Origin of the sequence: Peptoniphilus indolicus, assembly GCF_900454665.1 — a bacterium.
GTDB classification, from domain to species: domain Bacteria; phylum Bacillota; class Clostridia; order Tissierellales; family Peptoniphilaceae; genus Peptoniphilus; species Peptoniphilus indolicus.
Genome location: NZ_UGTH01000001.1, coordinates 916,136 through 929,580, shown reverse-complemented (window position 1 = coordinate 929,580; position 13,445 = coordinate 916,136). Strand labels below are relative to the sequence as shown.

Below are 13,445 nucleotides of genomic sequence, written 5' to 3'. Positions count from 1 at the left end.
GTAAGTAACCTTTTCTTTTTTTCATACTTAAATGGGCATTATCAGTTTTTAAATCTTGTCATTTTTTAGTTTAATAAATAATAGTTTTTTAAGTTTGAATTTGAAATAACATGTTTTTTGTATTACTATAGTAATATACTAAAAAGAAGGGTGATGATATTATGACAAGTGCAATGTTGGGAGAATTGCTAAAAAGTTTAGGAGTATTGGGATTTTTCCTATTAATGGGATTTGCTTTAAGAGCAAAATTAAAATTTTTGCAAAAAACGTTTATGCCGGCTAGTGTAATAGGAGGATTTATACTATTGATTTTAGGCCCGATAGGATTAAAAGTATTACCTATACCTGAAGATTGGATAACTACTTGGTCTTTATTGCCTGGGATTTTAATAGTACCTGTTGTAACAGCAACTCCTTTAGGATTAAAATTGGGGGTAAAATCAAAAAAAGAATTATTTAACATACTACCTCTTCTTTTAATAATGTTAGGAGTTTATTATTTACAACACATAGTAGGCTTTGTTGTAAATTTAATATTTAATAGTGGAGGAAATATGTATCCTACATTTGGATGGGAATTGCCGATAGGTTACTCAGGAGGGCATGGAACAGCTGGCATTTTAGGTAATATGTTACAAGAGATGAATTTGCCATATTGGGAAACTGCGCAAGGAGTGGCAATAACAACTGCTACATTTGGAATTGTTGGTGGTATATTAATAGGTATGGTGGTAATAAACTGGGGTGCTAGAAAAGGTTATACAGAAATTTTAGAAAAACCATCTGACATACCTGAAAATATGGCTCTTGGATATGAAAAAAACGTAGACTTACAACAATCATTGGGTCGTGAAACAACAAAGCCTTCATCAGTTGATACAATTTCATTTCATGCAGCAATTATATTTTTAGGTTGTTTTTTTGCATATATGTTACTTGGATTGGCTAAGAAATATGAAGTTCCTGCTTTTAAGTCAATTTCAGTTTGGGCATATGGAATTATAGTGATGTTTGTAATTTGGGGTATTATAAATAAACTTAATTTAGGGTTTTTAATAGACTCTAATGCTAAAGGAAAAATTACAGGGCCTTTTACAGAGTTTGCAGTAATTGCAGCTATAGCTTCTTTACCTGTTAAGGCTGTTTTAGACTATATAGTTCCTATATTAATTCTATGTATATTGGGATATATTTTTACAACTTTCTATTTGTTGATTATGTGTAAGAAGTATTTATCTGAATATTGGTTAGAACATATGGTGGCAACTTTTGGAATGAGTACAGGCGTATTTTTAACAGGTTTATTATTGTTAAGAGTTTGTGATCCGGAATATAAAAGTCCTGTAATAGGAAATTATTCAATATCTTTTTCAATAATGTCAGCTGTGACATTTGCGATAATGCCATTAATTTTGAATATAATTTTGACTAAAGGGACCATGTATGCATTAATATTAACATCCGGAATAACTATTATATCAACAATTGGAGCTATAATAGTTAGGAAATTAATAAAATAAATTTATAGTTTTTAGAAGGAAGGATTAAAATGACTTATAGTGAAGAATTGGAAAAGCTGTCTAAAGAAATTTGGGAATTGGCAGAATTAAAGTTTAACGAAGTTGAATCTGCTAAGTTGCAAATGGAGTTTATGAGGAATAATGGATTTGAAGTTGTAGATAATTTAGCGTATATGCCCACAGCTTTTTCGGCAACTTATGGAAAAACAGGTCCTAAAATTGCATTCTTAGGCGAATTTGATGCACTATCCGGATTAAGCCAAAAAGCTGATAGTTTGAAAAAAGAAGAATTAACGTGTGGCGGTTCAGGACATGGATGCGGACATCATTTATTAGGTGTAGGTGCAATGGAAGCTGCACTCAAACTAAAGGATTATATTATCGAGAATGAAATAGATGCTACTGTCATATATTATGGTTGTCCTGGAGAAGAAGGCGGCTCAGGTAAAGCTTTTATGGCTAAATATGGTGTATTTGATGATGTTGATGTGGCATTTTCTTGGCATCCATTTAATCACAATCATGTAATAACAGGCTCTATGCTGTCTAATATTCAAAGCTATGTTAGATTTAAGGGAGTTAGTGCACATGCTGCTTCAAGTCCACATCTTGGACGTTCGGCATTAGATGCTTTGGAATTAACAAACATAGGTATTCAATTTTTAAGAGAGCATATGGAAGATACTGATAGGATTCATTATTCCATATTAAATGGAGGAAGTAAATCTCCAAATGTTGTTCAAGCTGAAGCGGAAGGATTATATTTAGTAAGATCTAAAAATAATAAATCTGTTATAGAATTATATAAAAGATTTGAAGATATTGTAAAAGGTGCAGCGCTTATGTCAGGCGTTGATTATGAAATAGAATTTGATAAAGCTTGTTCTAATATGATATCAAATAAAGTTTTAGAAAAATTATTATATGAAGCCTTTTTAGAAGTGGGACCGGTAAAATATACTGAAGAAGAGAAGGAGTATGCTTTTAAATTTAAAGAAACTTACCCGGAAATAAATTTTGCTAACCAAATTGTTTTACCTATGGTTTTAGATCCAAATGAAGAAATGGAATATATGAAGGACCATTCTCTTCATGAAAAAATTTCTAAGTATTTAAGTACAGATAAAATAATGATGGGTTCTTCTGATGTTGGAGATGTTTCAAATGTTGTACCCACAGCTCAGATAGCAGTTGCTTGTTTTGCATTTGGCACAATAGGACATTCTTGGGAAGAGGTTGCTCAAGGAAAGTCTTCAATAGCGATGAAAGGAATGCATAAGGCAGGAGAAGTATTATATACGGCAGCTAAAAAGTTATTAAAAGATCCGGATTTAATTTTAAAAGCTAAAGAAGAATTAGAAAAAAGTCGAGGTGCAGAATTTATTAGTCCTATACCGGACAATAAAAAACCTAATATAAAAGACTAAGTTTAAAGAAGCTAAATAGTTTGTTAGATTATAAATCAAATAAGCTATTTAGCTTTTTAGTTGCATTAAAAAAATTATTAAAATAAATTAATTTATATCATGAAAAATCATATGGTACAATATTAATTAGATAGCGTAATGCTTAAGTATATTGAGTGGGAGGTTAATATGGATATTTATAAAGTTTTGAATGGGAAGTTATTGTACTTACTTGTAGGGATAGGTTTAATTTGTATATTTTTAATGTGTTTATTCTTTTTTAGAAGAGCATATAAGAGGGCGCTTGAGTTAAATGTTTCAAAAGAGAAATTAAATTCGGTAATAAAGAGTTCTGTAGTATTTTCAATTGTGCCATCAATCTCAATAATAATAGGATTAATAACTTTAAAACCTCTACTGGGAGCTCCTTGGCCTTGGTTTAGATTATCAGTAGTAGGGTCTTTGCCATATGAACTCACAGCTGCGGATTTATCTGTAAAGGGGGCTGGATATGCAGACTTTACAGATTTCCAAGCGGCGGGAGATTTAAAAGCTGTTGGAGTAATAATGTTTGTGATGAGTATAGCTATTATGGCTGGTATGGTTTTTAATGTGTTCTTTTTGAAAAAATTACACACTAGTGTATCAACTTCGGGGAAAAAAGAAACTCCTTTTAGAGATTTAGCTCTATCAGTATTGATAACAGGTATGATGAGTGTATTTGTTGTAGTACAAATGACTAAATCAAAGATACATGCAATAACTTTAATTGTGAGTGCAGTAACTACATTTATACTTACAATTTTAGCTAAAAAATTAAATATGAAGTGGCTTAATGATTATGTAATGTCATTTGCCTTAATAATAGGAATGTTTATTGCTGTTGTATTGACTAAAGTAATAGGATAGGAGGATTTATATGAAACATAGTGAATATATGGAAAAAACTTATTTATATGGAAAGATAGCAACGATAATTGCTCTTGGAATAATGCTCATTATTCCTACAATTATGTGTACATTTTATAATATGTGGCCTGATGGAAGCGCAATAGTTGCTGTAGCAGGACCTTTACTTGCATTATATGTTCCAACAGCGTTGGCAGAACAGCTTTCAATGATACCTATGGGAGGGAATACGTGTTATATAAATTCTATAATGGGAAATGTAACTAATATTAAGTTTCCTTGTTATTTATCAGCTATAAATTCAGTTGATGCAACTCCGGGGTCTGAAATGGCAGACGTAATAGGTATGATAGCAGTATGTATTTCAGGTATGGTGACTATGATAGTAGTGTTTATAGGACTTATACTGTTAGTTCCGTTAGAGCCAATTCTAACTAGTGAAGTAGTAACTACAGCGACATCATATATAATGCCAGCTCTTTATGGAAGTATGGGGATTTCAGCATTTATAAATACAAGTGCGGGTTCTTATAACGTTCCAAAGAAACCTCTAGTTGCAGTATTAGATTTGGTATTAGTGTTTGCATTTAACTTTTTAGTGATGAATTTAGCTGGGAAAGAAGGTTATGCGATGTTGGTAATGCTTGGAGTTTCCATTCTTATAGCGTATATTTTATATAAATCTAATGTAATAAAACTGTTAAAAAAAGAGAAAGTATAATTTATGTAAGGAGAATATTTGTGAAAGAAATATTAAAACAAGCATATGATTATGGCAAAGAATTTGTTGATGATGGAAATTTGGTAAACTATATTCCTGCTTTAGCAAATGTAGATAAGAGTAAAGTTGGAATAGCAGTTTATGACAATAAAGGTAATCTATATGAAGTAGGAGATACGGACATACAATTTAGCATCATGAGTATAGCTAAAATTTCTTTATATGCAGTCTTGTTAGAAAATTATGAACTTGATTATATAAGGGAGTATATTGGAGTAAAGGGTTCTTCAAAAGCATATAACAGTATTGTAGATTTAGAAGAATCAGAAGGAAAATTACCTATTAATCCTTTTATAAATGCTGGAGCTCTGATGACTTCATACTTTATATTAAAAAAATTTAATGGAAACAAAGATGAGGCATTTAAAGCTGTAATAGATATGACCAAAAAACTAACCGATAATAACAATTTAGAATACAATGTTGAAATTTATGAGAGTAGCAAAGATACAGGATATACTAACTTGGCAATAATGTACACAATGCAAAAGAATAGAGTAATTCCAGGAATAGTTGACGTAAAAGATGTTTTAGAGATATATAATAAAGCTTGTACTATTATGATAGATACAAGAGATTTAGCATATATGGGAAGTGTACTGGCAAGAGATGGTGTTAATTTAAAAGGTGAAAAAATACTATCTAAGAAAAACTCAAGAATTTTAAGAACTCTTATGGCAATTTGTGGAACTTATGATTATTCAGGAGATTTTGCAGTGGATATAGGGATTCCGGCAAAAAGTGGAGTTGGAGGAGGCATATTAGCCACTATAAAGAATGGAATGAGTATAGCTACTTATTGCCCAGGCTTAGACTCTAAAGGGAATTCTTTAGTCGGAATAAAAATATTAGAAAAAATATCAAATGAATTAGAATTTAGTATTTATTAAACAGTTATAGAATTGATTTTTTATTTAAAGATTAAATATGTGTAGGTGATAAATGTGAATTATATAGAATTTGGAGAAAAAATATCTGATCATCTAAGGAGCTTAAGAGCAGAGTTACACAGTAATCCTGAGCCTTCAACTTTTGAAGAAATTACATCTCAGATAATATTAAAGGAACTAAAAAATATTGGGATTACAGACATACAAACAGGTTTAGGGAATGGAAAGCATGGAATTATAGCAAACATAGCGGGTGGTTTGCCAGGTAAAAAAGTAGCCCTAAGAGCAGATATGGACGCTTTAGCTATTGAAGAAGAAACTGATTTAGAATGTACTTCTAAAAATAAAGGATACATGCACGCTTGTGGACATGATAATCATGTTGCAATGGTACTTGGAGCGGCAAATATCATATATCAGAATAAAGATAAATTAAAAGGTAGTGTAAGATTGATATTTCAACCAGCAGAAGAACTTTCTCCAGAAGGCGGAGCAAAGTCTATGATACTTGAAGGTGCATTGAAGGACGTGGATGCTATTTTTGGGTTCCATGTATGGCCTGAGCTACCATTTGGAGTTATGGGATTTAAAGAAGGTCCTTTGATGGCAGCATCAGATCACTTTTATGTAAATATAAAGGGTAAAGCATCTCACGCAGCTGGACCTGAAAACGGAGTGGACGCAATAGTTGCAGGGTGCGAATATGTTGGCGCTATTCAACATATAGTGAGTAGAAATATTTCAGCAATTGACAATGTTGTTATAACAGTTGGAACTATAAATGCAGGGACTAGATATAATATCGTAGCCGAAGATTTTAAGGTTGAGGGAACTTGTAGAACTCTATCTCCAGAAATTAGGGATTTAGTTGAAAATAGGTTAAAAGAAATTTTAGAAGGAATATGCAAGGTATATGGTTGTAAAGGTGAGCTAGACTATCAAAGAGGGTACATTCCTTTAATAAACGATTCTGAAATGACAAAGTATGCAAAAAAAGTGGCTTTAGATTTATTTGGAGAAAAATATGTTCAAGATGTAAAAGAACCTGTTTTAAAAGCTGAAGATTTCGGATTTTATTTAGCAGAAAAACCGGGATCATTTATTTGGTTGGGAACAGCGGAACAAGATAAAGACTATTGGCCTTTGCACAATTCTCACTTCTCACCAAATGATGAAGTGCTGTATAGAGGAAGTGCAATGCTAGCCAAGTTGGCATTTGAGTTTACAGAAAGCAATAAATAAAATTAGAAAATGGTATTGTGTTTGAAGTTGATTTTTACACAATACCATTTTTAAGTTAAATAAGTTTTTAAATTATGTTTTCAATTTGATTCTATTAATGTTTTTGTATACAAAATAATTTACATTTCACATTGATTATATTTACTGTTCATTATAGCACAATATGAGTTAAAAAATATATAATTTAAATCAAAGAATTTATATACCAAATATGGTTGACAAAAAATAATGTTAGTAGTAAGCTTAAGCTAATCAAAAGAGGAGGTGGGGAAGTGAGATTAAAAGTAGATTTATTATTAAATAAAGACGAAATTCCAAAAGATAAAAATAGAATTTTTATATCTTTATTTAAGACAATATTATTAAAATCAGATGAAGAGGTATATCGTGAGTTATATGAAAGTGGTGCTAAAAGAAAGAAGTTTACATTCTCGCTAAACATGCCTAAATGTAAATTTAATAGAGAAAGCATTACTATTCCAGGGAAAAAGGTGAGTCTATTTTTCTCAGCGGCTGATTTGAAGTTGGGGATTGTATTTTACAATGCCTTTGTAAGGTCAAAAGGAGATGTGATTTCGTACAAAGATTTAGAATTAAAGATAGTGAATATATCTTTATTGAATGAAAAGCTATTTACTGGGGAGTGTGTAGTCTTTAAAACTAGCTCTCCAATTGTGGTGAGAGAGCATCACAAGGAAAATAATACTGATTGGTATCATTCATTAAGTGATAACAAAGGCTATGAGTTGTTTATTGAAAATTTAAAAAATCAAATTTTAGAAGATTTGCCAGAAAGTATTTATGATTTAGATGAGATTGATGTAAAAGTGATATCCAATAAAACGGTAAAAGTAAAACACTATGGAATAGAAGTTCTTTCCAATTTGACAACTTTGAAAGTAACTGCAAAACCATACATATTAAGTTATATGTTGAATGCGGGAGCAGGGAATTTTAAAAATAGTGGTTTTGGAATGCTTACAGTAGTATAGGAGGAGGTATGGAGAAAAGAATTGAGTTAAAAACAGGAGATTGGTTGTACAATACAGGATTGCTCGGATTATATAATATATTAAAGTATAAAGATGAGTATGTTGAAGTATCAAAAGAGGGAATTAGTTTTGAACTTGAAGCACTTGAAAAATTTGAAGAATATTATTTTAAGTATTTGATTGACACATATTATTTAACACTTTCAATTAATAGGATAGTGTCATTTGAAAATAGTATTTTAAATTGGGAGTCAGAAGATTTTAAAAATTTTAATGATAAGTCATTGGAAAACCTTAACATACAAATAGATAATGTAAAGAAATACATGATAAGTAATTCATATAAAAAAGCATACTCATTGATAGATAGTGAGTTCAATCCATTAGTTAAGGAAAAAGAATTAAAAAAGATTAAGCTCTCTAAAAAAGATACTGTAGAAAGTAAGATGTCAGAAATTAAATATCAAATTTCACTACTCAAAGAAACTATAGATTATTTTAAGTTTAAGGATACTAAAAAATATATAGGAGCCCAAAATATAATTTATAATATAATTCGTAATGCATGGGACAATGTTAGCATACTTAATAGACAAAATAAAAATCCTGATATGTATGATGAAATTGCAAATTATTTTGTAAAACCGGCAATTGAATATTTAGATGAATATGAAGAAAAGAAAAATAAATCAAGATATTTATGTATGTCATGTGGTTCAAGGATTTCATCTTTGAATAATGATATTTGCTTTATAAGAGAATTAGGATTTGATACAAAGAAAAAAAATAGTCACGTATATGATTTTAATAATTATGTAGGAATATGTCCAATGTGTAAACTTGTGTACACTTGTATTCCAGCTGGATTTACTTACGCCTATAATAGAGGGCTATTTGTAAATTATTCTAGCAACTTTAAGAACTTAATAGAAATAAATAATAATATCAAAGAGGATGTATTCAAAGAAATCAATAAAAATACTTCAATTTATTATGCAATTCAAAAAAATATGGATGAAAAGTCAAATGAAGATATGAAGTATGAGTTATCCGATGTTCAAATAGTAAGATTTTTTAGAAATATTGATTCGGACCAGGTAAAGTATTCTTTCAATATTTTGAATAGGCCAATTCAGAGAGTTATTAATGAGTGTTCAGGCAGTTTGAAATTTATCAGGGGGGCTTACTTTGAAGAAGGTAAGAAAAATGTATATGTTTATAATGAAGTAATGAACAATTTATTTAATAATCAAAATGATTTTTTAATTATTCATAAAATGCTTCATTATAAGATATCAAATACAGATAAAACTAGGTATAGCAGTGAACATATTCAAAATGTCATTAGAATTAATAATAGTTATTTGAGGGAGGTTGGATATATGAATGACAAGAGTAATGGAAAATATTTATATTTTTCCAGGTTATCAGGAGAGAAATTAAGAGATTCATATAAAAAAATGAATGCTGTAGAAAAGTTGAACGGAATAGCATATAGAATGTTGAATGCACTAAAAACTTCTAATAAACATGCATTCATGGATACTTTGATTAAGGCGAGTATGTATGCAAACGAAGAAATAGATGATGTATTTTCAAATACTATGGAAGATGATTTGAAGTTTAAAAATGCAGGATATTCATTTATAGCGGGGATGTTAGGAAAACAAAATAATTCAAAGAACGATTCTGAAGATAATGGAGGAGAAATATGAATAATCAATTAAATCCTAAGGGATTAACTTTAACTATAATTTTTGAAGCTGAAAGTGCGAATTATGGCGAATCTGTAGGTAATGTGGCTTCACTTAAAAAAGTAGCAAGAAATAAAGGTGAGCAGTTTACTTATATTTCAAGACAAGCGCTTAGATACAATATTGTAGAACAATTGTCCGAACCATTAGCCGAGGTTAATGCAGAAGGAAAGGGAGACAAGAAAGTTATTCAATTTTCTAAAGATGCTACTATAGATAAATATCCAGAAATAGATTTCTTCGGCTATTTGAAAACAGAAGCCAAATCAAGTGGAAAGAAGAGATCAGCGAAAGTTAGATTATCAAATGCAATTTCATTAGAGACATTTAAGGGAGATTTAGATTTTTTAACTAATAAGGGGCTGGCAGATAGACTATCTGAAAATATGAATATTGCTCAAGCGGAAATACACAAGTCATTGTATAGATACACTATAACAGCTGATTTAGACCAAATAGGCATAGATGAAGTTTATAACATTGAGATAGAAAATACTGAAAAAGCAAGAAGAGTTGGTAAGTTACTAGACACAGTTGCTTTATTATATAGAGATATAAGAGGTAGAAGAGAAGATTTAAAACCTTTATTTGTTATAGGTGGTGTTTATGATATTAAAAATCCATTTTTCAGCAGTGTTGTAGAAGTGAATGATGGGAAGATTGAAGTAGAGGCTATAACAGATTTACTTTATGGAAATATAAAAGACCAAACACATTGCGCGATTGTTAAAGGGAAATTTATAAATGAAAATGAAGTCATTGAAAAGTTAAATGCTGTTAAGATGCCTGAATTTTTCTCAGCTATAAAAGAAGAGGTGAAGGATTATTATGAGAGCCATTAAGATGGTGGCTCTTCAAGATCTGGTGAACTATAGAAAACCAATGAGTTTCCAAATTAAAGAAAGTTATCCTTTGCCACCTTATTCTACAATTATAGGAATGGTCCATAACTTGTGTAAATATGAATCGTATATTCCAATGAAAGTAAGTGTTCAAGGGAAATATGTATCTAAGACAAATGATTTATATACAAGATATGAATTTAACAATGGGACCAAATTTGAGAAAGGAAGACACCATATTAATGTTGATGGGTACGGTGTAGCACAAGGGATTTCTACAGTTGAACTTTTATCTCAAATGGAGCTAATTATTCATATAGTGCCGGAAGATCAAGAAAGAGTACAAGAAATTTATAGTTCATTAAAAACTCCGTGGGAATATCCTTCTTTAGGTAGGAGAGAAGATTTATTAAATATCAAATCTGTTGAGATAGTGGATATAGTAGAGAGAAAGTTAGAAAGAGAAGAATATTTAGGCGAGAATTATTACGCTTATGTGCCCCTTAAGTATATACATTTCAATGGTGAAAATTACGAAGAGAGTGCATATACTTTTCTTGACAATATATTAATTGAGGATTCAGCTTTTAGTACTTTTCAGAGTGGAACTAAAATGTTGATTAACAAAGATTATTTTTTAGAAAATTATGGAAATAGTAAGAATATAAAAAATATTAGATTGTGGAATAAAGTTGAAGTTATCTATACTTCAAAAATTATAGCGACAAGCGAAGGTAGTAAATGCGAAGATAGTACTGGACAATTTGTATTTTTAGCTTAAGGAGTAAATTATGAAAAAGCAATTTTTGGCAAAGTCTAATCCAATAGAAACGATTCAAGAGCATACGGATAATTTATTAATACAGTTAGCGAAGTTAAAAGAGATATATCCCAATATAAATGTAGATTGGACTTTGCTGGAGATTGCATGCATTTATCATGACTTAGGTAAAATGAATAGTTCCTTTCAAAGCAAGATAAATAAAAATAGTAAATTTAAAAATATAGATAATGAAATTCCTCATGGAATTTTGAGTGCATGTTTTTTAGATGTTGAGGAATTAAAACAAAAATATTCTCATTACGATAATGTCAAAGAAAAAATATGTATCTTATATTCTGCTATTTATTTTCACCATCATAGAAATACTATTAAGAAAATAGAAAAAGAGAGTATACAAAAAGCTTGTAGCCTTTTGGAAGAATACAGAGATGATTTTGTATATGATAAATTTAAATTTCCACAAAAAATAGTTTTAAATAGCAATTATATACAGCTGTCTAAAATAACTGAAAAAGAAGAGCTATATTATGAATATATACTTCTAAAAGGATTGTTAAATAAAATTGACTACGCAGCTAGTGCATACATAGATTCATCACAAAGATATTTAGATGTAGATAGAAAAAATGACTTTCTTGAAATAGCACTATCAAATTTTATGAATAAATTATCTGTTAAGTTGAAGAAAATAGGTAAAGATGCTCCCGACTGGAATGAACTTCAAAGATATATGATGAATAATCAAGATAAAAATTTGGTTATAATAGCTCAAACGGGAATGGGAAAAACTGAAGCAGGACTTTGGTGGTTAGGTAATAATAAAGGGTTCTTCACATTGCCAATTAGAACAGCTATAAATGCAATATATAATCGTATAAAAGATGATTTATTGGATGGTGAAAATTTTGACGAAAAAGTAGGAGTACTACATTCTGGGACAAAGAGTATATATTTAGAGGAATTAGATAGTGGTAAAATAAATAATTTAGATGAATATTTTTCAAGCACAAAGCAACTTTCATTACCGCTAACAATTTGTACATTGGACCAACTGTTTACTTTTGTATTTTTACATAGGAATTTTGAATCTAAGTTGGCAACGCTATCTTATTCAAAAATTATCATTGATGAAATTCAAATGTACAGTGCTGACTTAGTTGGTTATTTAATACGTGGTTTAAAGATGATTCAAGATGTTGGTGGAAAATATGCAATACTTACAGCTACATTTCCTGGGTTTTTAAAGAAACTAATGAAAAGAGAAGGACTCAAATTTGATATGCCAGATAAAGCTTTTGTAAATGACAGAATAAGACATAGCGTATCTGTGGTAAGAGAGCAGTTAACTGCCAATGATGTTATTGAAAAATATACAGACAATAGAGTTTTGGTAATCTGCAACACTGTAAAAAAATGTCAAGAGATGTACCAAGATTTGCAAAAACTTATAGAAGAAAATGAATTAGGTATTAAATTGAATATGCTGCATGGAAAGTACATTAAAATGCATAAAGAAAAGAAGTCTAAAGAAATAATTGACTTTGGCAAACTTTTTGACGATGAAGGGAATCCAAACAAGAAGAAGGGAATATGGATAACATCTTCAATTGCAGAAGCATCATTAGATATAGATTTTGATGTATTACTTACTGAATTATCCGAAATATCAAGTCTTTTACAAAGATTTGGCAGGTGTTATAGAAATAGAGAATGGATAGGAGAAGGGTACAATTGTTATGTATATGATGGAGGCGATAGAGCTACTTCAGGTATAGTAAGTATTATTGATAGAGATTTATTTGATTTATCAAAAAAATATATTAGAGAATTTTTTGATAATAATTCAAGTGAATTGAGAGAATTAGATAAGATGAAATTAGTTGAAGAAACTCTTTCATCGGAAAATGTTAAAGAAACAAAGTACTATAAAGAGATTGAAAAGACAATTGAATACACAAAAAATTTGTTTCATGCAGAGTTTTCTAAAGAAGAAGCGCAAAAACTATTTAGAAATATTATGTCAGAAACTATAATGCCTAGACCAGTCTATGAAAATAATTTGAGAGATATCAATGAAATATTAAATATAATTAAATCAAACGAATATACTCAATATGATAAGTTAAGAGAAAGGGAAAAACTTATGGGATATACGTTAGATATAGAATCAAGAGCTTTGATTAACATGGACTATTGTGAGATTGAAATAAGCAAGTATCAAAAACTTAAAGTAGTGGAATGCGATTATGATTATGAATTGGGGTTTAGAAGAAAAGAAAAAGAAAAGAGCGAAAATTTATATGATAATTTCTTTTAGAGGTGTTT

Annotated in this window: 11 protein-coding genes; all 11 read left to right on the top strand. The window is 29.9% G+C overall.

The window, feature by feature from the left end:
• Positions 1 to 161 precede the first annotated feature (161 nt).
• The 11 genes from DYE58_RS04455 (at position 162) to cas3 (ending at position 13,437) form a co-directional block, all read left to right on the top strand.
• Entirely contained in the window at positions 162 to 1,520 is a 1,359-nt protein-coding gene (locus DYE58_RS04455; RefSeq protein ID WP_115312057.1) for a sodium/glutamate symporter, read from the top strand.
• Between the two features lie 29 nt (positions 1,521 to 1,549).
• Positions 1,550 to 2,947: an amidohydrolase gene (locus DYE58_RS04450; RefSeq protein ID WP_004820485.1), complete on the top strand. Its 1,398-nt coding sequence runs from the start codon at positions 1,550 to 1,552 to the stop codon at positions 2,945 to 2,947.
• Positions 2,948 to 3,115: 168 nt separating this feature from the next.
• Positions 3,116 to 3,835, top strand: coding sequence for a DUF5058 family protein (locus DYE58_RS04445; protein WP_040552278.1), 720 nt, complete (start codon positions 3,116 to 3,118; stop codon positions 3,833 to 3,835).
• Between the two features lie 10 nt (positions 3,836 to 3,845).
• A complete protein-coding gene (locus tag DYE58_RS04440) occupies positions 3,846 to 4,556 on the top strand; it encodes a hypothetical protein (RefSeq protein WP_004820489.1) in 711 nt (236 codons plus the stop codon).
• Positions 4,557 to 4,576: 20 nt separating this feature from the next.
• Complete coding sequence (gene glsA / locus DYE58_RS04435; protein ID WP_172463318.1) at positions 4,577 to 5,506, top strand: glutaminase A; 930 nt, start codon at positions 4,577 to 4,579, stop codon at positions 5,504 to 5,506.
• 54 nt (positions 5,507 to 5,560) lie between these two features.
• Positions 5,561 to 6,748 carry a M20 metallopeptidase family protein gene (locus DYE58_RS04430; RefSeq protein ID WP_115312055.1) on the top strand — a complete coding sequence of 396 codons (1,188 nt, stop codon included), beginning with the start codon at positions 5,561 to 5,563 and terminating at the stop codon, positions 6,746 to 6,748.
• A gap of 272 nt (positions 6,749 to 7,020) precedes the next feature.
• Positions 7,021 to 7,740, top strand: coding sequence for a CRISPR-associated endoribonuclease Cas6 (gene cas6 / locus DYE58_RS04425; RefSeq protein WP_040552280.1), 720 nt, complete (start codon positions 7,021 to 7,023; stop codon positions 7,738 to 7,740).
• 8 nt (positions 7,741 to 7,748) lie between these two features.
• Positions 7,749 to 9,455 carry a type I-B CRISPR-associated protein Cas8b1/Cst1 gene (gene cas8a1, locus DYE58_RS04420; RefSeq protein ID WP_115312054.1) on the top strand — a complete coding sequence of 569 codons (1,707 nt, stop codon included), beginning with the start codon at positions 7,749 to 7,751 and terminating at the stop codon, positions 9,453 to 9,455.
• Entirely contained in the window at positions 9,452 to 10,336 is an 885-nt protein-coding gene (gene cas7i, locus DYE58_RS04415) for a type I-B CRISPR-associated protein Cas7/Cst2/DevR (RefSeq protein ID WP_004820503.1), read from the top strand. Before cas8a1 ends, cas7i begins: the two co-directional genes overlap by 4 nt.
• Positions 10,323 to 11,117, top strand: a complete 795-nt coding sequence (gene cas5 / locus DYE58_RS04410) for a CRISPR-associated protein Cas5 (RefSeq protein WP_115312053.1) — start codon at positions 10,323 to 10,325, stop codon at positions 11,115 to 11,117. Before cas7i ends, cas5 begins: the two co-directional genes overlap by 14 nt.
• A gap of 10 nt (positions 11,118 to 11,127) precedes the next feature.
• Complete coding sequence (gene cas3, locus DYE58_RS04405) at positions 11,128 to 13,437, top strand: CRISPR-associated helicase Cas3' (RefSeq protein ID WP_245946051.1); 2,310 nt, start codon at positions 11,128 to 11,130, stop codon at positions 13,435 to 13,437.
• Positions 13,438 to 13,445 lie beyond the last annotated feature (8 nt).

Bases quoted from the DNA above. Each gene is read 5' to 3' on its own strand.
- DYE58_RS04455 (WP_115312057.1), top strand. From the start codon at position 162: ATGACAAGTGCAATGTTGGGAGAATTGCTAAAAAGTTTAGGAGTATTG.
- DYE58_RS04450 (WP_004820485.1), top strand. From the start codon at position 1,550: ATGACTTATAGTGAAGAATTGGAAAAGCTGTCTAAAGAAATTTGGGAA.
- DYE58_RS04445 (WP_040552278.1), top strand. From the start codon at position 3,116: ATGGATATTTATAAAGTTTTGAATGGGAAGTTATTGTACTTACTTGTA.
- DYE58_RS04440 (WP_004820489.1), top strand. From the start codon at position 3,846: ATGAAACATAGTGAATATATGGAAAAAACTTATTTATATGGAAAGATA.
- cas8a1 (WP_115312054.1), top strand. From the start codon at position 7,749: ATGGAGAAAAGAATTGAGTTAAAAACAGGAGATTGGTTGTACAATACA.
- cas7i (WP_004820503.1), top strand. From the start codon at position 9,452: ATGAATAATCAATTAAATCCTAAGGGATTAACTTTAACTATAATTTTT.
- cas5 (WP_115312053.1), top strand. From the start codon at position 10,323: ATGAGAGCCATTAAGATGGTGGCTCTTCAAGATCTGGTGAACTATAGA.
- cas3 (WP_245946051.1), top strand. From the start codon at position 11,128: ATGAAAAAGCAATTTTTGGCAAAGTCTAATCCAATAGAAACGATTCAA.